Source organism: Corynebacterium sp. KPL4072, from assembly GCF_037908395.1.
GTDB classification, from domain to species: Bacteria; Actinomycetota; Actinomycetes; order Mycobacteriales; family Mycobacteriaceae; genus Corynebacterium; species Corynebacterium kefirresidentii.
In genome coordinates this window covers 150,520-177,092 of record NZ_JBBMGE010000003.1, presented here as the reverse complement: position 1 = coordinate 177,092, position 26,573 = coordinate 150,520, and the positions used below count along the sequence as shown (strand labels likewise).

Annotated in this window: 27 protein-coding genes and 3 pseudogenes; 19 read left to right on the top strand and 11 right to left on the bottom strand. The window is 60.8% G+C overall.

Annotated features, from left to right (window positions below):
• Window positions 1–35: 35 nt before the first annotated feature.
• Both WMP97_RS11825 and WMP97_RS04605 read right to left on the bottom strand, forming a co-directional pair.
• Window positions 36–146, bottom strand: a pseudogene (locus WMP97_RS11825) (hypothetical protein); the annotation flags it as partial.
• Window positions 127–483, bottom strand: a pseudogene (locus WMP97_RS04605) (ATP-binding cassette domain-containing protein); the annotation flags it as partial. The pseudogenes WMP97_RS04605 and WMP97_RS11825, both read right to left, overlap by 20 nt.
• A gap of 197 nt (window positions 484–680) precedes the next feature.
• On the opposite strand from WMP97_RS04605, the gene WMP97_RS04600 reads away from it, so the two are divergent.
• Complete coding sequence (locus tag WMP97_RS04600; RefSeq protein ID WP_023020572.1) at window positions 681–1,466, top strand: formate/nitrite transporter family protein; 786 nt, start codon at window positions 681–683, stop codon at window positions 1,464–1,466.
• 55 nt (window positions 1,467–1,521) lie between these two features.
• On the opposite strand, the gene WMP97_RS04595 is transcribed toward WMP97_RS04600, so the two are convergent.
• From WMP97_RS04595 to WMP97_RS04585, 3 genes are read right to left on the bottom strand one after another with little or no spacing between them, the layout of a single operon-like run.
• Window positions 1,522–3,990: a GNAT family N-acetyltransferase gene (locus tag WMP97_RS04595; RefSeq protein WP_301716787.1), complete on the bottom strand. Its 2,469-nt coding sequence runs from the start codon at window positions 3,988–3,990 to the stop codon at window positions 1,522–1,524.
• Entirely contained in the window at window positions 3,990–5,339 is a 1,350-nt protein-coding gene (locus tag WMP97_RS04590) for a lysine N(6)-hydroxylase/L-ornithine N(5)-oxygenase family protein (protein ID WP_023020574.1), read from the bottom strand. Before WMP97_RS04590 ends, WMP97_RS04595 begins: the two co-directional genes overlap by 1 nt.
• A 36-nt stretch (window positions 5,340–5,375) precedes the next feature.
• On the bottom strand, window positions 5,376–6,869 hold the full coding sequence (locus WMP97_RS04585; RefSeq protein WP_023020575.1) for a pyridoxal phosphate-dependent decarboxylase family protein: 1,494 nt from the start codon (window positions 6,867–6,869) through the stop codon (window positions 5,376–5,378).
• Window positions 6,870–7,273: 404 nt separating this feature from the next.
• On the opposite strand from WMP97_RS04585, the gene WMP97_RS04580 reads away from it, so the two are divergent.
• Window positions 7,274–8,257 carry a 3-hydroxyacyl-CoA dehydrogenase NAD-binding domain-containing protein gene (locus WMP97_RS04580; protein WP_023020576.1) on the top strand — a complete coding sequence of 328 codons (984 nt, stop codon included), beginning with the start codon at window positions 7,274–7,276 and terminating at the stop codon, window positions 8,255–8,257.
• Here the strand turns inward: WMP97_RS04580 and WMP97_RS04575 are convergent.
• The 4 genes and pseudogenes from WMP97_RS04575 to WMP97_RS04560 all read right to left on the bottom strand — a co-directional run bounded on the left by WMP97_RS04575 (window position 8,154) and on the right by WMP97_RS04560 (window position 12,134).
• The gene (locus tag WMP97_RS04575) at window positions 8,154–8,696 is read right to left on the bottom strand and encodes a hypothetical protein (protein ID WP_023020577.1); all 543 of its coding nucleotides are present in this window, start codon (window positions 8,694–8,696) and stop codon (window positions 8,154–8,156) included. The genes WMP97_RS04580 and WMP97_RS04575 overlap by 104 nt on opposite strands.
• Entirely contained in the window at window positions 8,693–9,523 is an 831-nt protein-coding gene (gene fdhD, locus WMP97_RS04570) for a formate dehydrogenase accessory sulfurtransferase FdhD (protein WP_023020578.1), read from the bottom strand. The genes WMP97_RS04575 and fdhD overlap by 4 nt, the downstream gene beginning before the upstream one ends.
• Window positions 9,523–9,768 (bottom strand): DUF6457 domain-containing protein, encoded by a 246-nt coding sequence (locus tag WMP97_RS04565; RefSeq protein WP_023020579.1) that lies wholly within the window; start codon window positions 9,766–9,768, stop codon window positions 9,523–9,525. Before WMP97_RS04565 ends, fdhD begins: the two co-directional genes overlap by 1 nt.
• 77 nt (window positions 9,769–9,845) lie before the next feature.
• Window positions 9,846–12,134, bottom strand: a pseudogene (locus WMP97_RS04560) (FdhF/YdeP family oxidoreductase).
• Window positions 12,135–12,440: 306 nt separating this feature from the next.
• Here WMP97_RS04560 and rpsH point away from each other — a divergent pair.
• The 7 genes from rpsH (at window position 12,441) to WMP97_RS04525 (ending at window position 15,812) form a co-directional block, all read left to right on the top strand.
• A complete protein-coding gene (gene rpsH / locus WMP97_RS04555) occupies window positions 12,441–12,824 on the top strand; it encodes a 30S ribosomal protein S8 (RefSeq protein ID WP_005322799.1) in 384 nt (127 codons plus the stop codon).
• A gap of 15 nt (window positions 12,825–12,839) precedes the next feature.
• Complete coding sequence (rplF, locus tag WMP97_RS04550; protein ID WP_023020585.1) at window positions 12,840–13,376, top strand: 50S ribosomal protein L6; 537 nt, start codon at window positions 12,840–12,842, stop codon at window positions 13,374–13,376.
• 3 nt (window positions 13,377–13,379) lie between these two features.
• Window positions 13,380–13,781 (top strand): 50S ribosomal protein L18, encoded by a 402-nt coding sequence (gene rplR / locus WMP97_RS04545; protein WP_340439912.1) that lies wholly within the window; start codon window positions 13,380–13,382, stop codon window positions 13,779–13,781.
• A 40-nt stretch (window positions 13,782–13,821) separates the two neighbouring features.
• Window positions 13,822–14,445: a 30S ribosomal protein S5 gene (gene rpsE, locus WMP97_RS04540; RefSeq protein ID WP_023020586.1), complete on the top strand. Its 624-nt coding sequence runs from the start codon at window positions 13,822–13,824 to the stop codon at window positions 14,443–14,445.
• 3 nt (window positions 14,446–14,448) lie between these two features.
• The gene (gene rpmD / locus WMP97_RS04535) at window positions 14,449–14,634 is read left to right on the top strand and encodes a 50S ribosomal protein L30 (protein WP_023020587.1); all 186 of its coding nucleotides are present in this window, start codon (window positions 14,449–14,451) and stop codon (window positions 14,632–14,634) included.
• 3 nt (window positions 14,635–14,637) lie between these two features.
• Complete coding sequence (gene rplO, locus WMP97_RS04530; RefSeq protein ID WP_005322777.1) at window positions 14,638–15,084, top strand: 50S ribosomal protein L15; 447 nt, start codon at window positions 14,638–14,640, stop codon at window positions 15,082–15,084.
• 239 nt (window positions 15,085–15,323) lie between these two features.
• A complete protein-coding gene (locus tag WMP97_RS04525; RefSeq protein ID WP_023020588.1) occupies window positions 15,324–15,812 on the top strand; it encodes a hypothetical protein in 489 nt (162 codons plus the stop codon).
• Window positions 15,813–15,923: 111 nt separating this feature from the next.
• Here WMP97_RS04525 and WMP97_RS04520 read toward each other — a convergent pair whose 3' ends face one another.
• Window positions 15,924–17,426 carry an FAD-binding oxidoreductase gene (locus tag WMP97_RS04520; protein WP_023020589.1) on the bottom strand — a complete coding sequence of 501 codons (1,503 nt, stop codon included), beginning with the start codon at window positions 17,424–17,426 and terminating at the stop codon, window positions 15,924–15,926.
• Window positions 17,427–17,437: 11 nt separating this feature from the next.
• Window positions 17,438–18,745, bottom strand: coding sequence for a class I SAM-dependent methyltransferase (locus WMP97_RS04515; protein WP_023027810.1), 1,308 nt, complete (start codon window positions 18,743–18,745; stop codon window positions 17,438–17,440).
• A 375-nt stretch (window positions 18,746–19,120) separates the two neighbouring features.
• Here WMP97_RS04515 and secY point away from each other — a divergent pair, with 375 nt between their 5' ends.
• From secY to rplQ, 10 genes are all read left to right on the top strand, one after another.
• Window positions 19,121–20,446, top strand: a complete 1,326-nt coding sequence (gene secY / locus WMP97_RS04510; protein ID WP_023020591.1) for a preprotein translocase subunit SecY — start codon at window positions 19,121–19,123, stop codon at window positions 20,444–20,446.
• The gene (locus tag WMP97_RS04505) at window positions 20,446–20,991 is read left to right on the top strand and encodes an adenylate kinase (RefSeq protein WP_023020592.1); all 546 of its coding nucleotides are present in this window, start codon (window positions 20,446–20,448) and stop codon (window positions 20,989–20,991) included. Before secY ends, WMP97_RS04505 begins: the two co-directional genes overlap by 1 nt.
• Window positions 20,992–20,993: 2 nt before the next feature.
• Window positions 20,994–21,788 carry a type I methionyl aminopeptidase gene (gene map, locus WMP97_RS04500; RefSeq protein ID WP_023020593.1) on the top strand — a complete coding sequence of 265 codons (795 nt, stop codon included), beginning with the start codon at window positions 20,994–20,996 and terminating at the stop codon, window positions 21,786–21,788.
• A gap of 66 nt (window positions 21,789–21,854) precedes the next feature.
• Window positions 21,855–22,706, top strand: a complete 852-nt coding sequence (locus tag WMP97_RS04495) for a L,D-transpeptidase (protein ID WP_023020594.1) — start codon at window positions 21,855–21,857, stop codon at window positions 22,704–22,706.
• Window positions 22,707–23,006: 300 nt separating this feature from the next.
• Complete coding sequence (infA, locus tag WMP97_RS04490) at window positions 23,007–23,225, top strand: translation initiation factor IF-1 (protein ID WP_004566852.1); 219 nt, start codon at window positions 23,007–23,009, stop codon at window positions 23,223–23,225.
• A gap of 183 nt (window positions 23,226–23,408) precedes the next feature.
• Complete coding sequence (gene rpsM, locus WMP97_RS04485; RefSeq protein ID WP_005322765.1) at window positions 23,409–23,777, top strand: 30S ribosomal protein S13; 369 nt, start codon at window positions 23,409–23,411, stop codon at window positions 23,775–23,777.
• A 3-nt stretch (window positions 23,778–23,780) separates the two neighbouring features.
• On the top strand, window positions 23,781–24,185 hold the full coding sequence (gene rpsK / locus WMP97_RS04480; RefSeq protein ID WP_005322764.1) for a 30S ribosomal protein S11: 405 nt from the start codon (window positions 23,781–23,783) through the stop codon (window positions 24,183–24,185).
• Between the two features lie 21 nt (window positions 24,186–24,206).
• Window positions 24,207–24,812 carry a 30S ribosomal protein S4 gene (gene rpsD / locus WMP97_RS04475; protein ID WP_005322762.1) on the top strand — a complete coding sequence of 202 codons (606 nt, stop codon included), beginning with the start codon at window positions 24,207–24,209 and terminating at the stop codon, window positions 24,810–24,812.
• 114 nt (window positions 24,813–24,926) lie between these two features.
• Complete coding sequence (locus WMP97_RS04470) at window positions 24,927–25,937, top strand: DNA-directed RNA polymerase subunit alpha (RefSeq protein ID WP_340439911.1); 1,011 nt, start codon at window positions 24,927–24,929, stop codon at window positions 25,935–25,937.
• Window positions 25,938–26,009: 72 nt separating this feature from the next.
• Window positions 26,010–26,507 (top strand): 50S ribosomal protein L17, encoded by a 498-nt coding sequence (gene rplQ, locus WMP97_RS04465; protein WP_023020595.1) that lies wholly within the window; start codon window positions 26,010–26,012, stop codon window positions 26,505–26,507.
• Window positions 26,508–26,573 lie beyond the last annotated feature (66 nt).

Here is a 26,573-nt window from a genome sequence, read left to right as displayed (position 1 = left end):
GTGCCGTTCGAGGCCATGTCACGCAGTGCGCGGATGAGTGAGGATCGTTGGTGTGGGTCGAGACCTGCGGTGGGTTCGTCGAGAAGCAGTACATCTGGCTCGTGGACAATGGCCCGCCGCGACCATGGCGCGGCGCTGCATTCCACCGGACATCGCGCGCAGGCGGGTAGTGCTGTGGTCCTCCAAGCCAATTATCCGCAAGGCATTTACCGCGTGCTGGCGTGCTGTCGCGCGGTCTAGTCCGCGCAGCCAGCCAACGTCTGCTACGAAATCCACTGCGCGTTGCGCCGGATCAAACACACTGCGTTGCGGAACCCAGCCGACACGTTGCCGCCACGAGTCGGAACGGCGGACGTCTTCACCGCCCACGAAGATGGTTCCTGTTGGCGGGCGTAGCTCACCGGCGATGAGCTGCATGAGCGTGCTTTTCCCGCGCCATTTGCGCCGAGAAGGACGGTGAGCCCTGGGGCGAGGTCGAAGGATATATCGCGAACAACCTTAGTGCGGGCGGAGTAGCCGTAGCTGAGGTGCTGGACAGACAGGAAGGGTGTCATTCCCGCCAGTTTTTCTTAAGTGAAAAGTGATTGCAATTGGTTGCTGAAGATCAGGGATTCACCTGCGGTGCGTGCGGCGGAGTACGATACAAAGGTCTCTGAAATCTGAACCGTACGAGGTACTTGATGTCCTTGAATGATGCTGCCGCAGCAGCCGTGACGAAGAAGGTCACGCTCCTAGAGCAATCTTTCTCCCGCTTTGCTGTCCGTTCTACTTTGGCCGGCGTGTACCTGGCGATCGGTACGGCATTTGCTGCGGTGATGGGTATGGGCGTCGAGAAGCATGTGGAAGGCCTCGGTTCTCTGGTCTTTGCCTGCCTGTTCGGTTTGGGCCTTTTTGCCATCGTCATTCTGGGCGCGGACCTAGCCACCGGCAACATGATGTACATGGTCTACGGCGCCGTGAAGAAGCAGGTGGGCTGGGGAAAGGCGCTGTGGCTCCTCGCAGTCACCACGCTATTCAACCTAGTTGGCGCCGTGCTTTTCGCCGCAGCCATGGGTATGTCCGCCAAGCTCGGCGGCATCGACCCAAATCACCTTATCGTCGACCTCGCGATGGGCAAGCTCCTCAAAGGACCAGGCGGCATGTTCGTGGAGGCCATACTGGCCAACTTCGTGGTCAACATGGCGATTATCGGCGCTATCTTTGCCAAAGACATTGCCTCCAAGTTCTTCGTCATCGTGCCGATCATCGCCTGCTTCGTGGGCTTGGGCCTCGAGCACGTCATCGCCAATTTCTGCCTGATGACCCTGACCTTCTTCTGCGCCAGCCCGCTACCGGAAGGTTTTACCCTTTGGGTGGTGTTGGCCAATTGGTCCATCGTGTGGGTAGGAAACCTCATCGGTGGTGGCTTCCTAATTGGTGGCGTGTACGCCTGGCTTAACTCTGGCCCGGAAGCGTATCGCGACTAAGCTGCGGCGTAGTACGCGAGAAGGCCAACCCCGCACGAGCGGGGTTGGCCTTTACTTATCGCGCCGTCGATTCTGGAGAATGCAACGGGTTGTCCATGTCCCCGGCGTAGATGAGCGAGGACTCCTGGTCGCCCAAGTTCACCATCGATAACGGGTTGCGTAACTGCAAGCGGTTGAGGCACGAGTGCTTGAACTGCGGCGCGAGCACCGGAAGTTTCTCCAGCGTGCCGGGGAAGCGGCGTTCGTAATCCAGTACGACTTCACGGCAGGTGAGCCAAAATTCGGTCTCAGTGAGCAATCCCTCCCGGTCGAAGAGCGCGGCGAGGTGGCGCAGCACGCCGTCGAGGACGTCGGTGTGGATAGATAGCGCGCGCTGGGCACCGGTGAAGTCGCCGTGATCGACCTGCAGGCGCTCTAGTCCCGCAGGCATGTCCACGCGGGCGTCAACGACCGCGGCCTCTTCCCCCAGGTCCTTGAAAAACGCGCCGACGGGCGCGCCGTTGTCGAGCTCGAGGATGACATTCTCGCTGTGCGGCATGAACACGATTCCGTACTGGGCGAGCGCGTGGAGGACTGGGACAAGGTACACGTCGAGCAGCTGACGCAGCCATTCTTGCGGCGGTAGACTCGATTGCGCGATCCACTCGGCGGCGAGTGACTCTCCTGCCGGGTCGACGTAGAGGCAGCCCGCCAGGGTCACGGCCACGCTCGTGGCGGATAGCTGCGGCACGGGCGAGTCGCGCCACAGCGCGGAGAGCATTTTCTCTCGCCCGCTTGTTGAGTCCGCGGGCAGCGGGTGGCGGTGGTAGGTGTCGCCGCGGTAGCCTACGGCGACGATTTCTTTGAGCAGACGCACGTTGCAGGCCCGGAATTCCGGATCGACATTGAGCTGTTGGGCTAACCAATCGTTGATGGCGGGCGTGGTTTCCATATACGCCGGCGAGAGCCCGCGGACGAACCCCATGTTGCGAATGCCCACGGCAGTCTTGACATAGGGCAGCGCCGGGCGCGAGTGGTTGAAGAACGTCCGCAGCGACTGCTGGGGGCGAAATAGGTCGCTGCTGGTGCCGATGTACACCAGATCCCGGGAAATGAGCTGGGCGAAAAAGATCGTGGAGATGCAGTTGTCCCACTGCCACGGGTGCAGCGGCAGCGGCACATAGTCATCCGGGTCGCAGCCCAATTCTGCGAGCGCCTGCTCATAGCGCGGCTCGAGGTCTCCGAGCTGTTCGGCGAAGAACCCGGCTAGGTCCGCGACGTCTTCTGATGCCGCCACCACGCAGTGCTCCCGCTTGGCGGCGAGCCACACGATGTGTACGTCGGCTCCCGCCTCCGGCGCGTAGGCGCGTAGCTCGGTAAGGCTCATCCCGCCGCGCCCCGAATTCGCGAGGAACCCGGGGTGCCCCTCATACATTGCTGACTCAGCGGAGACGAGATAGTCCGCCTGGGCATTCGCGCGCTCCTGGGCGCTGGCGGCGAGCTGCGGTGCGCGCAAGCTTTGCGCGGCGGGGCGAGTCGCGAGGGCGCGGGCACGGCCGGCGAGGGTCGCCTGAATTTCTTCGATGTAGGTGTGCAGGAACCCCGTTTCTATGCCCAGCTGTTCTGCGGCCCCGGCGATGAGCTCGGCCAGGTGCAGCGGGGCGGCATCGGCAGCTTCGATGCTTTCGGGGACGACTTCGAGATGCTCCAGCCCGTACTGGTGGGCCGAAAAGCTCAGCTCCCGCGGCCCCAAGTGGACCGACCATCGTTCTGAGTCCGGGTGAAAGCTCGGCGTCAGCAGTCTTTCATGGCTAAATTCGCGGATGGCCTTGGCGATGAGCTGGCGCTCAGCGGTCTCGGCCGCGCACAGCGCATTCGCCACCGGCGACAGCGAGGCGCGCGCGGCAGCCGCTGAGGAATAGAAGTCTGAGGCAGTACAACGCTGCACCCGTGCCGTCTTCGTGTGCCCGCCTTGAAGCAGGCGGACCTCGTTAAGTCCCGGCACATCAAGGAAGCCGGCCTCGGCGTTCTTGCGGTGAATTGCGCCATTGGCTACGTCGGGCTCCACGAGGAGTTCGCGGAAACCCCGGCAGTCGATGAGCCAGCGGATGACCGCGGCGAAAAGGCTGCTGGTTAGCCCAGAAACGTGGGCACCGGCCGGCGGGGCGACGAGGAAGTGCAGTCCGCGTATTGGCTCTTCCAGCGTCAACTCCCTGACACCAGCAGCCTCCGAGCTAGCAGCCCCGGCCAACACCGAGTCCAGAACCACGCGGCGCGGGTCGTAGTCCTCGACGATGCCCATCGGTCTGCGCGGGGCGGCAGGGTACGGGCGCAGCTCGAGGATCCAGGCTTCTTCGTGCGGGGAGGCGCGGAGCCGGTCGTATTCGACGGCGACGTCGTTGACGCTGGCCTGTTGCATGCCCCAGAACGCGCAGTGAGGATCGGTGAGCCACCCGTGAACGAGCTCGGTGTCGCCGGGGGTGAGCGGGCGAAGGCGCACCGTGCCGTGGGGAGTGAAGATTTCGTCACGTTCGGTATTGAGCATTACTGACCCCCGAAGGTCTGGAAGGCGACGGAACGCTCGATGGGATAGTACTCGCGGCCGGTGATGGCCTTGAGAATAATGGAGTTCCTCCACGGTCCCATCCCGAGATCCGGCGCGATGAGCGAATGAAGGTGTTCCTCGGCGTTTTGGACGAAGAGCGACTGGGCGGCGTCGATGGCGAACTCGGGATCGATGGCCAGGCGCCCGGCCGTGTCGAACTGGACTTCTTCGCGTGCGGTCTCCAGGAAGCTGGGGAAGAGCGGGGCCTTGTAGCCGGTGGCGAGCACCAGCGCGTTTGTCGCGTGCGTGCGGGTTTCGCCGGTCTCGCCGTGGGTCAACGTCAGCTGGAACGGGGCGGACGCGTCTGCGTCGCATAGCGCCGCGCTCCAGCCGGCTAGGAGCGTCGAGGCGAATGGGCGCGGCAGGCCCTTCGTGATGGACAACCGGTAGTAGGTGTCGTAGATGTGATTGACGAGCTGGCCGGAGATTCCCTTGTAAAGATTGCGCTGCTCGCGGTTGAGCCGGTCGCGCGTCGCGGCGTCCAGGCTGCGGAAGAACTGCGCGTACTCGGGGCTAGTCATCTCGAGGGTGAGCTTGGTGTATTCCATGGGGAAGAAGCGCCCCGAGCGGGTGACCCAGTCCAGCCGCGTGCCTTGGTACGCGGCAGGTTCCATGAGATTGGCGTAAATCTCGGCCGCGGACTGCCCCGACCCGATGATGGTGACGGACTCCTGGGCGAGCAACTCCTCCTTGTGCTCAAGATAGTCCGCCGAGTGTACGGCGAGCCCGGCTTCCGGCGCAGCCCGCAGCTCGGCGGGAATAAACGGTATGGTGCCCACTCCGACCACGACGTTGCGGCTGAGCACCGTGCAGGTGTCCCGTGGCCCGTTGACGGTGACCTCCCACAGATCGTCGACGCGGCGCACCGACGTCACCGTGGAGTTCCACTCGAGCGTGCTCAGCTGCTGGGAGACCCAGGTGCAGTAATCGGAGTATTCCTCGCGCAGCGGGTTGAAATCCTCCTTGATGTAGAACTGGTGGATGCGCCCTTGCTGCTTGCAGTAGTTGAGGAAACTGTACGGGCTCGTGGGGTCGGCGAGGGTGACCAGATCGGCCATGAACGGAACCTGGATCGTCGTCCCAGGAATCATCATCCCGGGGTGCCAGCAAAATTCCGCGCGCGAATCGAAGAACGCCGCGCGCAGCGCGCCGCCGTCAACCAGCGGCTGGCTCAGCGCCGCCAGGCCCAGGTTGAACGGCCCGATCCCGATGCCCACCAGGTCATAGGGCTTAATGCTAGATTCGGCATCAGCGGCGGCGGTAGTGCGGGCGGTGGTGGAAGAAGACATTACAAACTCCTGTTTTAAGTTTCTGTGGGTCGTGGTCTAGCGCGCGGGTTGTATCGCGAGAGCGCTGGGGCTCGGTTGAGCGTTGGCTTGGTCGACGGCGTCCATCTCGCGCTCGATGAGCCCGAGGATCGCGTCGATATCTGTGCCACGCAGCTGCGGATCGAGAATGGTGAACTTCCAGCACGGCGCGCCCTCGAAGGTGGTGGTCGCGACAATCACGTCGCCCCGCTCGAGCAAGCGCTGGCGGACGATGTGGACGAGGCTGGCGGGGGCATCGGCAGGCGTAAACAGCACTGTGGAAAGCTCCGGTGTGGCGCGCAGTGCAAAGCGTGGATGGGCGTCGACGCGCCGGGCGGCATCGCGGGCCGCGGCGCAGCAGGCGTCGAAGGCCTCCCCGAGGGCGTCGGCGCCGTGGGTGCGCAGCGTCATCCAGAGCTTGAGCGCGTCGAAGCGACGCGTGGTTTGGAGCGAGAAGTCTGCGAGATTGTGGTCGGTGGCGTCTTCGGGGTTGAGGTAGTCCGCGTGCCACGACACGAGGGCGCAGTCGGCGGGATCGCGCAAAAGAATCGCGCTGCAGGCCACCGGCTGGAAGTAGCCCTTGTGGAAGTCGACGGTGACGCTATCGGCCGCGTCCATGCCGCGCAAACGGTGCCGTTGCGTGGGTGAGAGCAGCAGGATGCCCCCGTACGCGGCGTCGACATGCAAGTGCACCCCTGCGTGGCGGCAGACCTTGGCGATGCTCTCTAGCGGATCGATGGTGCCGCGGTCGGTTGCCCCAGCGGTGGCCACGACGGCCATCGGCGTGTAGCCGTCCGCCACGTCGGCCGCGATGCGCCGGGCGAGATCAGCCGCGTCGAGTCGGTGTTCGGCATCCGATTCGATAGTGATGACGGCGGTGTCCGCGAGCCCAAGGAGGTGGGCGGCGCGCAACACGGAGTAGTGGGCGTGGCTGCTGGTGTAGAGGCGCAACTGGGAAAGTCCCTGCACGCCTTGGGCGCCCAGCGCCTTTTCGCGCGCAATGTAGAGCGCCTGCAGATTGGATTGCGTACCACCGGAGGTAAAGACCCCGCGGGTGCGGGAATGCGGGTCTTCCGGCCAGCGCAGCTTGCGCGCGAAGAACTCGAGGAGGTGGCCTTCGATTGCGGCGGCGCTCGAGGCCTGATCCCAGCTTTCGACCGCGGTGTTAACTGTGGTGGCGAGCAGATCCGCGCCCACGGCGGTGGCGGTGATCGGACAGTTGAGGTGGGCGATGTAGCGCGGGTGGTGGTACCACACGGCGTGGTCGAGCCAGAGTTCGCAAAGCTCAGCCAACGCGGCGTCGAATGTACCAATTGGGTGCTCGAGGTCAACGCGTGTGACGGCCGCTGCTGTCTCATGGGCGTTGCGACCGGAGCGTGGCGCGTCGCCCTCGGCGAGATACTGCGTGAGGGTGTGCTGGCTGTGGTGGATGATTGTGTTTAATGCAGTCGGATCGGCTCTTACGAAGGAATCGACGAAAGGGGCCGGTCTCTCGTGACGAATTTTGTGCATGTTAGGATACCCTAACATAGAGTAGGCTACGGTAAAAGTGTTTAATGGAAAGTGGTGCTGCGCGCGGGCACGCTGCGGTGATCCGTGGTCACGGCGGGATGTATTTGCTGCACCGGCTCGGGGAAGGGTGCGAAAGCACTGGTCTGATGCGCAGTGCGCGGGGGCGACGGCTGAGGTCTCGGGCATAGCAGGAGCGGCACAGGGGCGAGTAGAAGGAATGGGCGTGCGGTGCATTTCTATGGGTTGGTTGCGGGCGCAGGACGTGGCGAGGGTGGGATGTGGAAAAGCGTCTTTCACTTCGGACAAGGCCGAGGCGGGTTAAATCAATTCTTGTAGACCTTTTGTGTGGCGGTGGCCATACAACAAACCGTGTGGCCGCGAGCCAGAAGGCCCAGGCTAAAAACATGAAGACAGCATTGCTTGTAGGTGGCGGCCTGATCGGTTTCTCGTTTGCCCAGCGCTTCGTCGGCGCGGGGTGGCAGGTGCGCATGACAGACGTGCGCGCAGAACTCGCGGACGCGGTGGCGCAGGAGTTCGGGGACAAGGTTCGGTTCTCGACAAACCTGGAGGATCTCACGGACAGCGTCGATTTCGTCCAGGAAGCAGGGCTGGAGTCGCTGGAGTTCAAGCACAAGATCTTCGCACGGCTGGCGGGACTTACCGATGCCGCCATCCTCGCCAGCTCGACCTCAGCCATCCTTCCTTCCAAGAGCGCGGCAGACAATCCCGCAGCCGAGCGGATCGTCATCGGTCACCCGTTCACCCCGCCGGCACTCATGCCGGTTCTCGAAGTCGTGCCGGGACCGGAGACCGCGCCGGAGACGGTCGAACGCGCGCTGGAGGTCTACCGAGAGCTCGGCTTCGAGCCCAGCGCGATGAAGAAGGAAATCCCCGGATTCGTGGGCAACCGCATTCAAAAGGTCGACATGTGGGAGGCGATTTCACTCGTGCAACAGGGGGTCATTGACGCGAAGGACCTCGACACGATTTTGCGCAACTCGCTGGGGCTGCGCTACGCGGCCACAGGCCCGTTCGAGTCCAACCGTTTGGGCGGCGGCCCCGAGGGCATCAAGTCGACTATCGAACATATCGCGGGAGCCTGGGAGACCGAGCCTGTCGCCGGAGTGCCCGACATGTCGCATCTCGACGAGGTGTACGCGCAAGTCGATGTCCCTACGGCAACTACGCCGAGACCTTCGAGTCCGGCACCCGCCGCCGCAATGCGCTGCTGCGCGGCTTCCTCGACGTGCGCGCTGCACACTAGCGCTTACTCGGCGCGCGGAGTTATTCGGGGCGCAGGATGCGCTGGGCGACCTCGACATCAGGGTTCGCCGCGCGCAGGGCGTCGAGGATGTCATCTGCCGCCAGGCGCAGATCGTCGTCCGTGAGCGGATCCAAGGCCTCGAGGATATAGAGCACGCTGGTGGTCTCCGGCGTGGGCTGGACTCGGTGCTCGGGCCGGAAGCGCCGCGCGGCACTACCCGCGGCATCGCGCACCGTAGCGGTGCCTACCTCGATGCGCACTAGGCCCGCGAAGCCATCGAGGGCGAACGCCGTGACAGGCAGCTCGAAACGGCGGGCGACGGCGTTGCCGAGGGCAACTACGGGGGCATCGGAAGGCTGGGCGCCCAGATCAAAAAGTGCGGGATCGAGCCCGGCGTTCTGCCACGCCGTGCGCCACGCGGCGACATGGGGCTGGAATGCTGACGGGGCGGCGGGGGTTTCGGCAACCGGGGAAGTGACGTTGCGTGCGGCGATGAGCAGCGCGCGGTAGTCGGGGCGCGGGGTGTCCAGCTCGACGTTGACAAGGAAATCGATAAGGCTCATTTCAGGTCTCCCGAGTAAAGGTTGAAGCGGTCGCCGCGTGCGAAACCGACGAGTGCCATGCCGGTTTTGCGGGCAGTGTCGACGGCGAGCGAGGAGGCTGCCGATACCGCCACGAGCTGGCAGAAGCCCGCCATCGCAGCCTTCTGCACGAGCTCGAAGCTGGCGCGCGAGCTCATCACGAGGATGAGATCGCTGGCCGGAAGCAAGCCCTCCATGAGCAGGTGGCCGATGACCTTGTCCGCGGCGTTGTGGCGGCCGACGTCTTCTCGGATGACGATGGGCTCGCCACCCAGCGTGAAGGCGCCAGCGGCGTGGATGCCGCCGGTCTTGCGGAACTGCTTCTGGCCCTCGCGCAGCCTATCCGGCAGCTGGGCGATAACGAGCGGGTCGACCGGCACGTGGGGGATGGGGTAACGGGTCTTCTTGGCTAGCTCCTCGATGGACGAGGTACCGCACACGCCGCACGCGGAGTTGGTGAGTGTTAGGCGCAGCTCTTTGAGCGAGATGACGTTGTCGTCGCGCATCTCAATGTCGAGGAGGTTGTAGGTGTTGACACCGTCGCGGGTGGTGCCCTCGCAGTACTTGGCGGACTCGATGTCGCGGGCGGCCTGGATGTGGCCCTCGGAATGGAGGAATCCATGGGCGAGCTCAACGTCGTGGCCCGGGGTGCGCATGGTCGTGGTGAGAGTCTGGCCATCGACGCGGATTTCGAGCGGCTCCTCGCCAGCGACGGTATCGGCGCGGGTATCGACCTGGGTGACCTGCGTGCGCTCCTCGTTGAGGCGGACCTTGGTGACCGCGAACTTGGAGGTGGTGCGGCCCGCCACTACTGCACGGCTTCCTTGAGCTTGGCGATGTTGGCGCGGGCTTCCTCGACGTCTTTGCTGGCCAGACCGACCACGAAGGCGGTGAGCGGGGCGGCCGGGCGGGAGCGATTGTGCGCGACGTCCTTGGTGAGATCGAGCAGCTCGCGCACCAGCGCCGTGGCGTCGTGCGGATCGAGATCCAGCGTCGTTGCGACCTCTTCAAGCCACTCGTGCGCGGTCTGGATGGGGTCTTTGTCTTCAGTCATGAACTCAACTGTAGTCGCGGCCCTGCCTACAACCGCGAAAGTCCCGCTCGCGACGGGACTAACGGGGGTGCGGCGACTTAGAAGTCGTTCGCGTTCTTGCCGGTCGGTTCCAGACGGACAATGAGGGACTTGGAAACGGGAGTCTCGGAGTCCTTAGTCATCTCTTCCACAGGCACGAGGATGTTGAGCTCAGGGAAGTAGCCGCCCACGTAATCCTTGGCGATGTCGTACTCGACCAGGCGGAAGTTCGGCGCGACGCGGCGGCCCGAGGCGTACTCGGAGACAACGTCGACGATGTCGCCGTCCTTGAGCCCGCGCTCGGCCAGGTCCTTCTTGCGGATGAAGATGACACGGCGTCCACCGCGCACACCGCGGTAGCGGTCAACCAGGCCATAGGAGATGGTGTTGTACTGGTCGTGGCTGCGCACCGTGGTCAGCAGCAGCTGGTCGCCCAGCTCGATGGTGTCGGTGGCATTGATGGTCAGCTGGGCCTTGCCGTCCGAGGTGTTGAAGATGCGTTCGCGGGCCGCGTGCGGGAGCATGAAGCCGCTGGGGCGTTTGAGGTGCTCGTTGTAGTTCTCAAAACCAGGGATGACGTTCGCGATGTGATCACGGATGACATCGTAGTTGTCCATCATCGGGCGCTAGAAGGCGTCGCCGAATGCACGCTCGCCGATGCCGCAGATGATCTGCATTTGGGAGTGGAGATTCAGGTCGCGGTTTCCGCGGCGCTTCGGGAAGGACGCGGAAACCTTGGAGTCCGATGCCTCGACAGAGACCTTCTGCGGGCCCGAGGCCTGAATGTCGACATCGGTGCGGGAGCGCACCGGCAGGATAAGCGACTTCTCACCCAGCCACGCACACGTGCGGTTGAGCTTGGTGAGCATGTGGGCCGACTGCTAGGTGGCAGAAATGCCGTCTTCAAGCGCCGTCGTGTCCGACATCGCGCGGATGTAGTTTCCGCCCAGTGACAGGAAGAAATCGACGTTCTTTTCGCGCAGCTGGATACCCGCGCCAGTGGAAGAAACGCCGTGCTCGCGCGGAACGTCGAAGCCAAATTTTTCTTCCATGTTGGCCAGGAACCACTCCGGCATCTTCTACGAGATGCCCATCGTGCGGTCACCCTGGACATTGGAGTGGCCACTGAACGGGCCGGAGCCCGCGCCGGGCTTGCCGTAGTTGCCGGTGAGCAGCAGGAAGTTCATCATTTCCTGGATGGTGGCCACCGCGTTGCGGTGCTGGGACACGCCCAGCGTCCACGCGAGAACAACCGTCTCGGACTTCTCCACGTAGTCGACGATGTTCTTGACCTCGGCCTGGGAGACTCCGGATCCGCGGGAAAGGGCGGCATCGTCAAGCGAATTAAGGTGCGCGATGGTCTCGTCGACGTTGGAACAGAACTCCTCCAAGAACTTGCGGTCGAGCAAGTCGCGGCGAATGACCTCGCGGTTGATCTGCTGGAACAGCGCGCGGTCGCCGTCGAGGCGAACCTGGACGTACTCGTCGCTAATCTTGTCGGCCACGCCGAGGGCGCCCTTGACGGACTGCGGCTCCTTGAACTTCATTAAACCAGTCTCCGGCATGGGATTGATAATGATGAACCTGCCGCCGTTTTCCTTCTGCTTCTTAAAGGCGGTCAGCGAGCGCGGGTGGTTGATACCCGGGTTCTGGCCCACGGAGATGATGTGTTCCGTGTTGTATATGTCTTGCATGACGATGGAGCCCTTGCCCACGCCCACGGTCTTGGCGAGCGCGACACCCGTGGAGTCGTGACAGAGGTTCGCGCAGTCCGGCAGGTTATTGGAGCCGTGGCGGCGGCCCAGCACACCGAAGATGAAGGCGGACTCGTTGACGGCCGTGCCGGAGGTATAGAAGATGGCGCGGTTTGGGTCCGTGGCCTTGAGCTGCTCCGCGATGAGGTCGTAGGCCTCGTCCCAGGAGACGGGGTGGTACTTCTCGTCGCCGAGCGAGCGGTCGCAGAGCATGGGCTCGGTGAGACGGCCGAGCTGGTTGAGCTCCTAGTCCGGCATCTCGCGCACCTGCCGGACGGTGGTGTTGGCGAAGAACTCGCGGGACACGCGCTTGGACGTGGTCTCCTGGGCGATGGCCTTGGCGCCGTTCTCACAGAACTCGACGAAGTTGATGTCGCCCTGCCCCGGCTCCGGCCAGGCGCAGCCGGGGCAGTCAACGCCTCCATGCTGGTTCATTTTCAGCAGCGGCACGAGGCCGTGGTTCGGGATTGCCTTCTCCATCGCGTGGTATACGCCGCCCACGCCTGCAGGCGCGGTGACGCGGTGGCCGATGCGTGGGTTGTCGAAGCGGTTAGCGACGGGATTGGCACGAGAAACTGTAACGTTTGGGGTCATGCCGGCAAGCTTGCCGATAAGCAGGGAGAATTTTGGAAAAGGCCAGGTCGACGTGTAATGTAAATGCTCGGACTCGTGCCCGCACGCTGTTTATGCAGCTCACATGGGGATGAGTACCCGCAATTCAAGAATTTCATTTCAACTTTGTTGTAGGCCCCTCGCCGTAGATAGCGGACCGTTGTCTGAATTAAAGGGTGGCGAGCGCCTCACGGTACTGACCGTGGGGAGCGTGAGTAGCCCGAAATCACACGGAGAACGCTTTGGTGAGCACGGGAACCGCAACGAGAAAGGTACACGGTCACTCATATGACTATGACTGATCCTATTGCCGACATGCTGTCGCGCGTGCGCAACGCAAGTAATGCGCACCATGACACCGTGTCGATGCCTACCTCCAAGCTGAAGGCAAATATTGCCGACATCTTGAAGCAGGAAGGCTACATCGCTGACTACACCGTCGAGGGCCACACCCTGTCCCTCGAGCTGAAGTACAACAACCGCGAGCGCTCCCTGTCTGGCCTGCGTCGCGTGTCTAAGCCGGGTCTGCGTGTGTACGCAAAGTCCACCGAACTGCCACAGGTCTTGGGCGGCCTGGGCGTGGCTATTATTTCCACGTCCCACGGCGTGCTGACCGACCGTCAGGCTGAGGAGAAGGGCGTAGGCGGAGAAGTTCTCGCCTACGTCTGGTAAAGGGAGGTTTGACACATGTCTCGAGTCGGTCTAGCACCAATCGCCGTACCAAACGGCGTCGAAATCAAGATCAACGGCCAAGACGTTGAGGTGAAGGGCCCAAAGGGCACCCAGAGCGTTAACGTTCCAGAGCCAATCGCCATCAACCTGGAAGACGGCGTACTGTCCGTCTCCCGCCCTGATGACCACCGCAAGCACCGTGCTCTGCACGGTCTGTCCCGCTCCCTGCTGAACAACGCCGTTATCGGCGTGACCGAGGGCTACACCATCAAGATGGAAATCTTCGGTGTCGGCTACCGTGTCCAGCAGAAGGGCAAGGACCTGGAATTCAGCCTGGGCTACTCCCACCCGATCCTCATCGAGGCTCCGGAGGGAATTACCTTCGCAGTGGACGGCGCAACCAAGCTGTCCATTACCGGTATTGACAAGCAACTAGTCGGACAGATCGCCGCTAATATCCGTCGTCTGCGTAAGGACGATCCTTATAAGGGCAAGGGTATTCGCTACGAAGGCGAGCAGATCCGTCGCAAGGTCGGAAAGACGGGTAAGTAAGCAATGGCAAACACTGAAAACACCAAGCGCACTCCAGTCGGCAAGGACATCTCCTCCCGTCGTCGCGAAGCACGCGCACGCCGTCACTTCCGTATCCGTAAGACCCTGCGCGGCACCCCTGAGGCACCGCGCCTGGTTCTTCACCGCTCCTCACGTCACATGCACGTCCAGGTCATCGATGACCTGGCAGGCCACACCCTGGTCTCCGCATCCTCCATGGAGGCGGACGTTCGTGCACTCGAGGGCGATAAGAAGGCCAAGGCTGCCAAGGTAGGCGAGCTGGTTGCCGAGCGCGCAAGGGCCGCTGGCATCGAGCACGTCGTATTTGACCGCGCAGGCTACAAGTACCACGGCCGCGTCGCTGCGCTGGCTGACGCCGCACGTGAAGGTGGTCTGAAGTTCTAATGATCATCGTCAACGGAAACATCAACGGAAGGAACGCCTAATGTCGGACCGTGAACAGCGTGACGGCGGACGCTCCGCCGAGAACAACAAGAACAACCGCGGTGGCAACGGCCGCCGCAACGATCGTCGTAACCACCAGGACAACGAGCGCGATAAGTACATCGAGCGCGTTGTGACCATCAACCGCGTCTCCAAGACCGTTAAGGGTGGCCGCAACATGTCCTTCACCGCTCTCGTCGTCGTTGGTGACGGCCAGGGTCAGGTTGGCGTTGGCTACGGCAAGGCCAAGGAAGTCCCGGCCGCAATCCAGAAGGGTGCTGAAGAGGCTCGCAAGAACTTCTTCCGCGTTCCGATGATTGCCGGCACCATCACCCACCCGGTTGAGGGTCGCGACGCAGCTGGCATCGTTATGATGAAGCCTGCCGCACCTGGTACCGGTGTTATCGCCGGTGGTGCTGCTCGTCCAGTGCTTGAATGCGCTGGCGTGCAGGACATCCTGTCGAAGTCCCTGGGCTCCGACAATGCACTCAACGTCGTCCGCGCTACCGTGGACGGCCTCAAGCAGCTGGTCCGCCCTGAAGAGGTTGCCGCACGTCGTGGCAAGTCCATCGAAGAGGTCACCCCGGCCCGTATGCTGCGCAAGCGCGCAGGTCAGGAGGCATAAGCAATGGCTCTGAAGATTACACAGGTAAAGGGCCTGGTGGGCACCAAGCCGAACCATCGCAAGAACATTGAGGCTCTTGGCCTCAAGCGCATCGGTCAGTCCGTAGTTAAGCAGGACACCCCGATCGTTCGCGGTATGGTTCACAAGGTTCGCCACCTGGTCACCGTCGAAGAAGTGGCAGGGGAGTAAACCATGGCTGATATCATCAAGCTGCACGACCTGCGCCCAACCGCAGGAGCAAACAAGCCTAAGACCCGCGTCGGCCGCGGTGAGGCATCCAAGGGTAAGACCGCTGGTCGCGGTACCAAGGGTACCGGTGCTCGTAAGCAGGTTTCCGCTGCTTTCGAGGGTGGCCAGATGCCGATCCACATGCGTCTGCCTAAGTTGAAGGGCTTCAAGAACCCGAACCATGTTGAGTACCAGGTAGTTAACGTTGCTGACTTGGCTGAGAAGTTCGCAGATGGCGGCGACATCACCGTTGCTGATATCGCAGCTGCTGGCCTGGTCCGCGCTAATAAGCCGGTCAAGGTTCTGGGCAACGGCGACATCAACGTTAAGTTGAACGTCACCGCTGACAAGTTCTCCAAGTCTGCTGTTGAGAAGATCGAGGCTGCTGGCGGATCTGCCAACACCAAGTAATCTCTTTCAAGTAGATTTTCGTCCCCCTCTCCGCACCAGCGGAGCAGGGGGATGATTTCGTTTGGTAAGCGCCCTGGTGCCGGTATAGAGCGCAGTACCTTGGTTATGGACACAATTGGTGCTGGAAATAGCTGACAGGAAACCTTTATTAATAAATAAGGTTGCCGGTATGGCGATATATATTCATGAGTGTTAAAGTCAATCTTAGTTGAAAATCATCTACCGTTAAGGAGACTCTTATGTCGTCTATTTCTTCGCTGCTCGCAACCGCAGTCGCTGCCATCATGCCATTTGCCGGCTCTACCGGCCCAGTCGACGCCCAGGAACAGCTCTCCCAGCCGGATCCTGCTGAGACCACTCAGACCGCGCCTGCCGAAGTTGGCGAGCAGAACGCTCAGGACCAGCAGCCCGGCGCTCACGCTGAGAAGGGCCGTATCACCGGTGACAAGGAAGACGTCATCAACGGTGACGCAGAGGGTGCCGAAGAGGTCGATCCAGGGTTCAACGGTGGCAACCTGCAGAGCGGTAAGCTGGCCGTGCAGCGTGAGCTGGCCCTAGCTACCCAGGAGGCCGGCCACGAGTTCATGAACATCGAGTTTAAGGATGACCACTCTGCTCACCTGACCTTCCCGGAGACCTATAACCCGGAGAAGGATGAGGCAGCTGTGCAGCGCGTCATGGACGCCCTGAAGATCAACGGCTACGACAACATCACCGCGGCCTACTAAAGCGCGAGTGTCCCAAGACTTCGGGACGATAAAAGAGGGTGGAACGCTCGGGGAGGGCGTTCCACCCTTTATGCTCTTCCAACTAGGGTAGGCGCGGGGGGGAGGGAAGGCCTAGGCCTCGTCTACGGTTTTTTCGTACAGGCCAGGGAAGCGGTCATCCGGATCGGTAACCGCTTTGATGGTGGCGGGAAGGCTGCCACCGTAGAGTTCTTCGAATTTTTCCCGGGAATAGAAGGCTTCGGAGTAGAGGGACTTGTGTCCGCCAAGCTCGTTGACCTTGGATTCAATGACGCGGTTGAAAGCGCCATTATTCGGGGCGGAAGGGTCGACGTGGTCGCCTTCTACGCCGGACCAAAAGCCAACATTGACCCAGGTCTGCCCGGGGCGAAGCGGGTAGAGCGGCCAGGGGTCGCTCGAGTTAGAGGCGAGGTCGCCGGTGCCTACTAGCTCTTCCACGCCATCGCGAAGTCGGATTGGACAGAGCCACACCGGCTGGATATCGGAAGCATTAAAGAACCAATGGAGGAATTCCGGCAGGTTTTCTGGAGTGACCTCGATATCTTGGACCACGCGTTCAGCACGTGGCTTGCCGTGGGGCTTTTTAATGAAGTTATATTCCAGCTCGTATTTGCGGTCGAGCCGGACCAATTTCCAATAAAAAGAACTGCGGCGCAATTCGCGCGGCCACACCTTGCGCACCTTCGGGTTCTGCGCGCCAAAGGCGCGCGAGCACCAGAACCAGTCGGTATCCCAGCGCCAGATATAGTCGCGGATGGTCAGGCGGTCGCGCCGGATGTCAGAGGCGTGCTGGAGGCTGCGGTAGTAAATCTTGTCCCGCGTGTAATCGGAGGTTGGGCCCTCCTCGTCGGTAAAGCGGGCGAAGACGAGGTAGGCCTCGTCCTCGGAGAAGACCACGCCGTCGAGGCCATGGACGGGCTCGCCGCGGTGCGTGTGGGAAGAGGCGACGTCGGCAAGCACGCGGCTCGCCTCCTCCACGGTGTGGAAACGCTCCTCGCGCAATTCCACATAGGCGGGCACGGGCTCTAACTCGATCTTCAGGCGCACCGCATAGCCCAGCGAGCCATAGGAGTTGGGGAAGAGACGGAAGAGATCCACATTCTGCTCGCGGGAGCAGGTAAGGATCTCACCCGTGCCGGTAAGCACGTCCATCTCGAGGACGGACTCGTGCGGCAAGCCATTGCGAAAGCTCGTGGATTCCACGCCCATGCCAGTAACCGCACCGCCCAAAGTAATGGTCTTAAGCTGCGGTACGACGAAGGGCATGAGGCCATGGGCCAGGGTGGCATCCACGAGGTCCTCATAGGTGCACATGCCCTGCACATCGGCCGTGCGGGCAACTGGATCGACCTCAATGACGCCGCTAAGGCCGGATACGTCGAGGCCTTCCTGCGCCTCGCTGCGGCTACGGAAGAGATTGGAGGTCTTCTTGGCTAGGCGCACGCGCTTTCCGGCCGGGACAGCACGGAAACTCGCCAGCAGCTTGTCGACGCCCTCTTGGTGCGCCGTCCATCCCACCGGCTCAATGGGCATGGCATCCACCGGTCGCGGTTGGGCAGCGGCGAGGCGTTCGCGCAGATTATCAATGAGAGTCATGGCACCCCTCCTTAAAAGCGGCTATCTTCCCACCAGCGGCGCTCAGGCACACCGGCGCGGGAGCCGGCCTCGCCCAGCTTGACGCCGAGGAAGTGATAAAGGTTGATGATATTGCGCTCAAAGCCCCATTCGGATCCGGCCATATAAATGCCGTAGAGGCGAGCGGTGGGTAGGCCCACGGTTGCGCAGGCCTCGTCCCAATTGTCCTTCAGGTTCTCGCACCAGTCATGCAGCGTGCGCATGTAATCAAACCGGAGGGACTCGGTGTGGATGACTTCGAAGCCATTGTCTTGCATCGCCTTGGTGACATTGCCGGAGCCGGTGAGCTCGCCGTCCGGGAAGATATAGCGGTCAATGAAGCCGCCCTTGGGCGTCTTGTGGTTATCCGGGTAGGTGATGTTGTGGTTGAGCATCAGGCCGCCCACCTTCAACTTGCCATGGAGGAACTTGAAGAAGTCATCGTAATTCTTTACACCGATGTGCTCGATAATGCCGATGGCGGAGATAGCATCGAAGCCCTCTTCGGTGATATCGCGGTAATCCATGAAGCGTACTTCCGCCAAGTCTTGGAGGCCTTCCTCCTCAATCTTGCGCTGGCCCCACTCGGCCTGTTCCTTGGATAGGGTGACGCCAATGGACTTCACGCCGCGGCGCGCCGCGTAGCGCACCATGCCGCCCCAGCCACAGCCCACGTCCAAGTGGCGGTCGCCCTCCTGGAGGCGCAGCTTGTCAAAGATGAGGCGGTACTTATTCTCCTGCGCTTCCTCCAAAGTGGCGTCTGGGGAAGGGTAGTAGGCGCAGGTATAGGTCATCGAATCGCCCAAGAAGAGCTCATAAAAGTCATTGCCCACGTCGTAGTGATCAGAAATGACATCAGCATCGCGCTGCTTCGAGTGCTTGGATAGGCCGTCGTGTAGCTTGCGGCGCAGCCAAGAGGCACGCTCTACCTCGGGAACAGGCTGGATCTGGAAGGCGCCCATGGACGCCAGCGAGCGCACCACGCGCGCCAGTGTCTTCGCATCCGGCTTTTCAAACTTGTCGTACATGGCATGTAGGGCGTCGAAGATGCCATAGGGGTGGGCTGGGTGATCGCCGTGTACCGTGATGCCGTCGGTGACATAGGCGCGGGCGAATCCCACATCGCCGGGATGGGTGGCTATAAAAGACAAGCCTTCAAGGCTGTTAATAGTCACCTTGTACTGGGCATCCTCCGGTCCGGTCGCGGATCCGTCGAAGGCTTCCCAGCGGAAGGGATTGGGGCTAGGGACAAATACGTCGATGATCTCAGCAACGGTCATCGGGGTGAATTTCTTGCTCATAAGTACTTCTTTCGAAACATTTGGTTCACACCAATAACGGCCTCGAAGCGCGAAAGGCTGTGAGGTCGGAGATATTTTCGGAGAATTGCGTGTGTGCAATACCTCCTCATGGTAGACCCCGTAGGCAAAACGTGCGAAAGAACAAGCAATGATGGTCACACTATTGGGTATTAATGTGGCTATGGGGGACAAGGCTGGTAGGGTTGTGGGGTCATAAGTGTTCAACCGTCCCTGAAAGAAGCCTAAAATTCCCCTTAGCTGTCCAGCTTAAGGGGTGCGGTTTCCTAGGGGCAGATGAGTTTCCACCTCCGTGTATGAGCGCGAAACCCTCCCTAGATTTCGCGTTCGGCAGCGGTAGGCCAGGAGGATTTTGTAGTGTCCGCCATTATCCAGGCTTTTAAGGATGCCGACCTACGTAAGAAGATCATCTTCACCATCGTGATGGTCATTGCGTACCGCGTCGGCGCACAGATCCCGTCCCCGGGTGTTGACTATGCGTCAATTGCTGGCCGCTTGCGCCAGCTGACCGAGCAGTCCGGAGACCTTTACTCCGTCATTAACCTCTTCTCGGGTGGCGCGTTGCTGCAGCTGTCGATCTTCGCCATCGGCATCATGCCGTACATTACGGCCTCGATTATTGTGCAGCTGTTGACCGTGGTCATTCCCCGCTTCGAGGAATTGAAGAAGGAAGGCCAGTCCGGTCAAGCCAAGATGACCCAATACACTCGCTACCTGACCTTGGCGTTGGCGTTGCTACAATCCTCCGGCATCGTCGCACTGGCAGACCGCGAGCAGCTGCTGGGCCAGGGCGTACAGGTCTTGGCAGAAGACCGTAACTTCTTTACCCTCATCGTCTTGGTAATCACCATGACGTCGGGCGCCGTGCTGGTGATGTGGATGGGCGAGCTTATCACCGAAAAGGGCATCGGTAACGGTATGTCCCTGCTCATCTTCGCTGGTATCGCAACCCGCCTTCCAACCGATGGTGTAAGCATCCTGCAGAACAATGGTGGACTCGTCTTCGCCATGGTGGTAGCCGGCTTGGTCATCCTGGTTGTTGGCATTACCTTCATCGAACAGGGCCAGCGCCGCATTCCGGTTCAGTACGCAAAGCGTATGGTCGGTCGCCGCCAGTACGGTGGTTCCTCTACCTACCTGCCGCTGAAGGTCAACCAGGCCGGCGTTATTCCGGTCATCTTTGCCTCCTCCCTTATCTACATGCCGGTTCTCATTACCCAAATTGTGAACTCTGGCTCCGCCGGTACCCCCGATAACTGGTGGCAACGCAATGTCATCGCACACCTGCAGGCGCCATCGTCCTGGCAGTACATCGTGCTGTACTTCGTCCTGACCATCTTCTTCGCTTACTTCTATGTCTCGGTCCAGTACGATCCGGCGGAGCAGGCGGATAATATGAAGAAGTACGGCGGCTTCATCCCGGGTATTCGCCCGGGCCGCCCGACCGCGGAGTACCTTGGTTATGTGATGAACCGTCTGCTGTGCGTAGGCGCCCTGTATCTGGCAGTTATCGCCATTTTGCCGAATATCCTCTTGGACCTCGGCGTGGGCCGCGCTTCTGCCAGCGGTACCTCCGCCTTTGGCGGTACGGCCATCCTGATTATGGTCTCTGTCGCTTTGACTACGGTCAAGCAGATCGAGTCCCAGCTACTGCAATCCAACTACGAAGGACTACTTAAGTAATGCGTCTTGTACTTCTAGGACCTCCCGGTGCCGGCAAGGGCACCCAGGCAGCTATCCTCAGCGAGAAGCTGAACGTTCCGCATATCTCTACCGGCGACCTCTTCCGCGCCAATATTGGCGAGGGCACTCCGCTGGGTGTGGAAGCAAAGTCTTATATCGATGCAGGCAAGCTGGTACCTACCGACGTCACCGCTCGTATGGTCGAGGATCGCCTCAACCAGGACGATGCCAAGAATGGCTTCCTGCTGGACGGTTTCCCTCGTACTACCGAGCAAGCAGACATCCTGGAAGAGCTGCTGTCCAAGAAGGGCGAAAAGCTCGACGGCGTGCTCAACTTCGAAGTATCTGAGGACGTAGTTGTCGAGCGCATGATGGCCCGCGGCCGTGCCGACGATAACGAGGAAACCATCCGTACCCGTCTCGGCGTGTACCGTGAGGAAACCTTCCCGCTTATTGAGCACTACGGCGATGCCATTATCCCCATCAAGGCCGAAGGTACCGTGGAGGAAATCAACGCCCGTGCGATGGAAGCACTGGGTAAGTAAGCATGGCTTTTCGACGCCGCAGTAAGCGCATCCCCGCCCGCACCCCGGGTGAGCTAGACGCCATGCAGGCCGCCGGCGAGATCGTCGGCAAGGCACTGCAGGAAGTCCGCGCTGCTGCGGCGTCTGGCGTATCTACCCTCGAGCTAGATGCAGTGGCCGAGCAGACCATTCGCGATGCCGGGGCATATCCCACTTTTAAGGGCTACGAGGGCTTCCCGGGCTCCATTTGCGCTTCGGTTAATGATGTCATCGTCCACGGAATCCCAGACCAGGAAACCGTCCTCGCCGAAGGTGACCTAGTTTCCATTGATTGTGGGGCCACGCTCGACGGCTGGGTCGGCGATAGCGCATGGTCCTTCGCCGTGGGCAAGCTCGATCCAGATGTCGAGGCCCTCAATAAGGCCACCGAGTGGGTCCTTATGGAAGGCATGCAAGCTATGGTTCCGGGCAATCTGCTTACCGATGTCTCCCATGCCTTAGAGCAAGCCACCCGCCGTGCCGAGGACAAATTCGGTGTGGAGCTTTTTATCGTCGATGGCTACGGCGGACACGGAATTGGCCGCACCATGCATGAGGATCCCTACCTAGCTAACGAAGGCCGGCCCGGACGCGGCCCGCTGATTCAGGAAGGTTCCGTACTGGCCATCGAACCCATGCTAACTTTGGGCACAGAGGATTCCGCCGTCTTGGAGGATGACTGGACGGTCGTTACCCTCGATGGTTCCTTTGCCGCCCACTGGGAGCATACGGTGGCCGCCACCGCCGATGGTCCCCGTATTCTCACCCGTCGCTACTGACATATATTCCCCAATATTGCCTGTTGTACTAGGCAGATACCCCCCCGAAAGGTTATACTCACAGCTATGTCTAAATTTAGCTTCCGCAAGTTCCGTGCCACGGTCGCAGCGCCCGCAGTCGCTAGCGTGATGGCCTTGAGTGCCACCGTTGCGGCTCCTGCCGCTACTGCCCAGGAGGTTCCTAACCTGGATCAGCTCCGCTCCAAGGCAAACTCTGACCTCGCACAGCTCTCTTCTCAGTCCGGCCTAGATAGGCTCACCGCTGATGCAAAGGCACAGCTGGATAATTTCTACGGCCAAACCCGCGAGCAGGCGTGGAACACCCGCAACCAGATTTTGGACCAGGCGGAGAAGTTCTCTCCTGAGCTGGTTCCTAGCGTTCAGACTGCGGTGGATGGCGCCGTTGAATTCCTCTTCCCGGGTCTGATTGCTCAGAAGAATGAGGAAGCACGCAAGGCTCGCGAGGCTGCGGCCCGCGCTAATGCCGAGCGCGTTGCCGCTGAGAAGGCTCGCTCCGAGGCTGCCGCACGCAAGGCGGAAGCACAACGCCGCGCTAACGAGTTTGACCGTGGTCCGTGCCCAGCGGATGCCAAGGTGTGTGTTGACTTGAACGGTCGCCGCACCTGGCTGCAGGACGGTGGAAAGGTCTCCTATGTTTCCCCGGCAATGTCGGCTGGCATGCAAGGTCAGGAAACCCCACGCGGCACCTTCCACGTCACCCGCAAGGTAGAGCACGAAATCTCCCGCGAGTTCAATAACGCGCCGATGCCGTACTCCATCTACTTCACCAACAATGGCCACGCCTTCCACCTGGATGACCCGGCCGTTGACTCCAATGGTTGCGTACACCTGCCGCCGGACGCTGCAAAGCGTTACTGGGATAACGTGCAGGTCGGCGATAAGGTATTCATTTACTAAAGCCTCCCGCCACTGCGCTTATTGATTCCCCCGCGCTGGTTCCCCGAGAAGGGGGCCGGTGTTGGGGGATTTCTTTGATCTGCAAGTCTTAAGAACTCTGACCGTGGGCACAAGGGTAGGGCAGCGGGGAAGTCCATTATGGGACGTCGAAAAGCGCACTGGTTTGGAAATCGTGTCGCTGCAGCGTATGCTGTTAAGTCGGTGTATAGCGTCAGTGAGGCTGGCGCGGATACGCCACCGCAGTAGACAACAAACATGCAGGTGACGGCACACTTGTCCGTCGCCAGAAAAGTAGAGGTTATGGCTAAGGAAGGCGCAATCGAGGTAGAAGGCCGCATTATCGAGCCTTTGCCCAACGCAATGTTCCGTGTCGAGCTCGACAATGGACACAAGGTTCTTGCACATATTTCTGGCAAGATGCGTCAGCACTACATTCGCATCCTCCCAGAGGACCGCGTGGTTGTAGAGCTGTCTCCTTATGACCTGACCCGTGGACGCATCGTCTACCGCTACAAGTAAAAACTGTAAGCCTCCTCACCCAAGGGTGGACCTGTAGGTTCACCCTGTCCACCTCAGGCTACGGTGGCCTGAGCCCACACTGGTAAGTAACCCAAGGATTCCCGGCACGGTCCGGGCGAAGCGTTGCATGGAGTGGGACGGATGGGGAGAAAACCGCCGTAACAACCCGAAAGGACACGCCATATGGCACGTCTAGCTGGTGTTGACCTCCCACGCAATAAGCGTATGGAGGTCGCTCTCACCTACATCTACGGCATCGGTCCAACCCGTGCCAAGGAACTGCTAGAAAAGACTGGCATTTCTCCTGACCTGCGCACTGACAACCTGGATGATGACCAGCTGTCGGCGCTCCGTGACGCAATTGAGGCTACCTGGAAGGTTGAGGGTGACCTCCGCCGTCAGGTTCAGGCTGATATCCGCCGCAAGATTGAAATCGGTAGCTACAAGGGTCTGCGCCACCGTCGTGGCCTGCCTGTACGTGGCCAGCGCACCAAGACCAATGCGCGCACTCGTAAGGGTCCGAAGAAGACGATCGCAGGAAAGAAGAAGTAATTCATGCCTCCAAAGACTCGTTCCGGCGCGCGCCGTTCCGGCCGTCGCGTCGTAAAGAAGAATGTGGCTCTCGGCCACGCATATATCAAGTCCACCTTCAATAACACCATCGTCTCGATCACCGATCAGACCGGTGCTGTTATTTCCTGGGCATCCTCCGGCCACGTTGGCTTCAAGGGTTCCCGTAAGTCCACTCCGTTCGCCGCTCAGATGGCGGCTGAGAACGCTGCACGCAAGGCAATGGATCACGGCATGAAGAAGGTTGACGTATTCGTCAAGGGTCCGGGCTCCGGCCGTGAGACCGCCATCCGTTCCCTGCAGGCCGCAGGCCTCGAGGTTTCCTCGATCACGGATGCCACCCCACAGCCGCACAACGGCTGCCGTCCGACCAAGCGCCGCAAGGTTTAAGGGAAAGGAAGAGGTAAGAAAATGGCTCGTTACACTGGCCCCGCTACCCGCGTATCCCGCCGTCTTCGCGTCGACTTGGTCGGCGGAGATATGGCATTCGAGCGCCGCCCGTACCCACCGGGACAGGCTGGCCGCAACCGCATCAAGGAATCTGAGTACCTGCTGCAGCTCCAGGAGAAGCAGAAGGCAAAGTACACCTACGGTGTGCTGGAGCGTCAGTTCCGTCGCTACTACGCAGAGGCTAACCGCCTCCCGGGCAAGACCGGCGATAACCTGGTTATCCTGCTCGAGTCCCGCCTGGACAACGTAGTTTACCGTGCAGGTCTGGCACGCACCCGCCGCCAGGCTCGCCAGCTTGTCTCCCACGGTCACTTCACCGTGAACGGCAAGAACATCAACGTTCCTTCCTACAAGGTCACCCAGTACGACATCATCGATGTCCGTGACCGCTCCAAGAAGATGGAATGGTTCGAAGATGCTCAGGACGCCCTCATCGATGCCAACGTACCGGCATGGCTGCAGGTTGTTCCTGATACCCTGCGCATCCTCGTGCACCAGCTGCCCGAGCGCGCTCAGATCGACATTCCGCTGCAGGAGCAGCTCATCGTCGAGCTTTACTCGAAGTAAACTGTTATTCCGCGAGGCCTTTAATGGCCTGGCGGAGAACCAGGAATCTTCGAACCCGAAGATTTTTACCCCTCTACCGGCGTCAAATAGCGGTCGCCGAAAAGGAGAATTGCAATGCTCATTTCCCAGCGTCCTCAACTCACCGAGGAATTCATCGACTCGTCTCGTTCCAAGTTCGTCATCGAACCGCTCGAGCCGGGCTTTGGCTACACCCTCGGTAACTCGCTGCGTCGTACCCTGCTGTCTTCCATTCCGGGTGCAGCAGTAACCTCCATCAAGATCGATGGTGTTCTCCACGAGTTCACCACCATCAACGGTGTGAAAGAAGACGTTTCTGAGATCATCTTGAGCATCAAGAGCATGGTGCTTTCTTCCGACTCTGATGAGCCGGTAGTTATGTACCTGAGCAAGGAGGGCCCGGGCGATGTCACCGCGGGCGATATCCAGCCGCCGGCTGGCGTGGAGATCCACAACCCGGATCTGCACATCGCTTCCCTGAATGACACCGCCAAGCTGGACATTGAGCTCGTCGTCGAGCGCGGCCGTGGTTACGTCCCAGCCGCTCCTACCTCCGGTGAGATCGGCCGTATCCCGGTCGACCAGATTTACTCCCCGGTTCTGAAGGTCTCTTATAAGGTCGAGGCAACTCGTGTTGAGCAGCGCACCGACTTTGACAAGCTGACCATCGACGTCGAAACCAAGAACTCGATCTCCGCACGCGATGCACTGGCTTCCGCCGGTGGCACCCTGGTTGAGCTTTTCGGCCTGGCTCGCGAGCTGAACAACGCTGCCGAAGGCATCGAGATCGGACCCTCCCCGCAGGAGACCGAGTACATCGCTGCTTATGGCATGCCGATCGAGGACCTGAACTTCTCCGTCCGCTCTTATAACTGCCTGAAGCGTCAGGAGATCCACACCGTGGGCGAGCTCGCTGAATGCACCGAGTCCGACCTGCTGGATATCCGCAACTTCGGCCAGAAGTCGATCAATGAGGTAAAGATCAAGCTGGCTAACCTGGGCCTGGCTCTCAAGGACACCCCTGAGGACTTTGACCCGACCCAGCTCGAGGGCTACGACGCAGAAACCGGTGACTTCAAGGACCCGGCTGCTGAGGATTCCGAGTAAAGAACCCCGCTGACTTGCGGCAATTACCTAATTGCCGCGCGCTCAACTTTTACCGCATACGAGGAGTACACAATGCCAACCCCTAAGAAGGGTGCCCGTCTCGGCGGCTCCGCCAAGCAGCAGGCTCACATGCTGAGCAACCTGGCAGCCAGCCTGATCGAGCACGGCGCTATCAAGACCACCGATGCTAAGGCGAAGGTTCTTCGCCCGTACATCGAAAAGATCATCACCAAGGCTAAGTCCGGCACCGTTGCTGACCGCCGCGCAGTGCTGAAGCTCATCCCACGCAAGGATGTCGTTTCCTACCTGTTCGACGAGGTCGCACCGAAGTTTGAGAACCGTGAGGGTGGCTACACCCGCACCATCAAGCTGGACAACCGCACCGGTGACAATGCCCCGATGTCCCAGATCTCCCTCGTTCTTGAGGAGACCGTGACCTCCGAGGCTAACCGCGCTACCCGCGCTGCCGCTTCTAAGGCCGCCGAGGCTGAGGAAGCTAAGGCAGACGAGGCTGCAGAAACCGAGGCACCTGCTGAGGAGACCGCAGCTGAGGAGTCCGAGGAGAAGTAGTTCCCCTTCGGCCTTAGCGCTTTGCCGCCGCCTTTCCCACTTGTGGGAGGGCGGCGGCTTTTTATT

What these genes read in the sequence shown, in the direction of transcription:
- WMP97_RS04600 (WP_023020572.1), top strand. Translation starts at nt 681, where the DNA reads ATGTCCTTGAATGATGCTGCCGCAGCAGCCGTGACGAAGAAGGTCACG.
- WMP97_RS04595 (WP_301716787.1), bottom strand. Translation starts at nt 3,990, where the DNA reads ATGCTCAATACCGAACGTGACGAAATCTTCACTCCCCACGGCACGGTG.
- WMP97_RS04590 (WP_023020574.1), bottom strand. Translation starts at nt 5,339, where the DNA reads ATGTCTTCTTCCACCACCGCCCGCACTACCGCCGCCGCTGATGCCGAA.
- WMP97_RS04585 (WP_023020575.1), bottom strand. Translation starts at nt 6,869, where the DNA reads ATGCACAAAATTCGTCACGAGAGACCGGCCCCTTTCGTCGATTCCTTC.
- WMP97_RS04580 (WP_023020576.1), top strand. Translation starts at nt 7,274, where the DNA reads ATGAAGACAGCATTGCTTGTAGGTGGCGGCCTGATCGGTTTCTCGTTT.
- WMP97_RS04575 (WP_023020577.1), bottom strand. Translation starts at nt 8,696, where the DNA reads ATGAGCCTTATCGATTTCCTTGTCAACGTCGAGCTGGACACCCCGCGC.
- WMP97_RS04565 (WP_023020579.1), bottom strand. Translation starts at nt 9,768, where the DNA reads ATGACTGAAGACAAAGACCCCATCCAGACCGCGCACGAGTGGCTTGAA.
- rpsH (WP_005322799.1), top strand. Translation starts at nt 12,441, where the DNA reads ATGACTATGACTGATCCTATTGCCGACATGCTGTCGCGCGTGCGCAAC.
- rplF (WP_023020585.1), top strand. Translation starts at nt 12,840, where the DNA reads ATGTCTCGAGTCGGTCTAGCACCAATCGCCGTACCAAACGGCGTCGAA.
- rplR (WP_340439912.1), top strand. Translation starts at nt 13,380, where the DNA reads ATGGCAAACACTGAAAACACCAAGCGCACTCCAGTCGGCAAGGACATC.
- rpsE (WP_023020586.1), top strand. Translation starts at nt 13,822, where the DNA reads ATGTCGGACCGTGAACAGCGTGACGGCGGACGCTCCGCCGAGAACAAC.
- rpmD (WP_023020587.1), top strand. Translation starts at nt 14,449, where the DNA reads ATGGCTCTGAAGATTACACAGGTAAAGGGCCTGGTGGGCACCAAGCCG.
- rplO (WP_005322777.1), top strand. Translation starts at nt 14,638, where the DNA reads ATGGCTGATATCATCAAGCTGCACGACCTGCGCCCAACCGCAGGAGCA.
- WMP97_RS04525 (WP_023020588.1), top strand. Translation starts at nt 15,324, where the DNA reads ATGTCGTCTATTTCTTCGCTGCTCGCAACCGCAGTCGCTGCCATCATG.
- WMP97_RS04520 (WP_023020589.1), bottom strand. Translation starts at nt 17,426, where the DNA reads ATGACTCTCATTGATAATCTGCGCGAACGCCTCGCCGCTGCCCAACCG.
- WMP97_RS04515 (WP_023027810.1), bottom strand. Translation starts at nt 18,745, where the DNA reads ATGAGCAAGAAATTCACCCCGATGACCGTTGCTGAGATCATCGACGTA.
- WMP97_RS04505 (WP_023020592.1), top strand. Translation starts at nt 20,446, where the DNA reads ATGCGTCTTGTACTTCTAGGACCTCCCGGTGCCGGCAAGGGCACCCAG.
- map (WP_023020593.1), top strand. Translation starts at nt 20,994, where the DNA reads ATGGCTTTTCGACGCCGCAGTAAGCGCATCCCCGCCCGCACCCCGGGT.
- WMP97_RS04495 (WP_023020594.1), top strand. Translation starts at nt 21,855, where the DNA reads ATGTCTAAATTTAGCTTCCGCAAGTTCCGTGCCACGGTCGCAGCGCCC.
- infA (WP_004566852.1), top strand. Translation starts at nt 23,007, where the DNA reads ATGGCTAAGGAAGGCGCAATCGAGGTAGAAGGCCGCATTATCGAGCCT.
- rpsM (WP_005322765.1), top strand. Translation starts at nt 23,409, where the DNA reads ATGGCACGTCTAGCTGGTGTTGACCTCCCACGCAATAAGCGTATGGAG.
- rpsK (WP_005322764.1), top strand. Translation starts at nt 23,781, where the DNA reads ATGCCTCCAAAGACTCGTTCCGGCGCGCGCCGTTCCGGCCGTCGCGTC.
- rpsD (WP_005322762.1), top strand. Translation starts at nt 24,207, where the DNA reads ATGGCTCGTTACACTGGCCCCGCTACCCGCGTATCCCGCCGTCTTCGC.
- WMP97_RS04470 (WP_340439911.1), top strand. Translation starts at nt 24,927, where the DNA reads ATGCTCATTTCCCAGCGTCCTCAACTCACCGAGGAATTCATCGACTCG.
- rplQ (WP_023020595.1), top strand. Translation starts at nt 26,010, where the DNA reads ATGCCAACCCCTAAGAAGGGTGCCCGTCTCGGCGGCTCCGCCAAGCAG.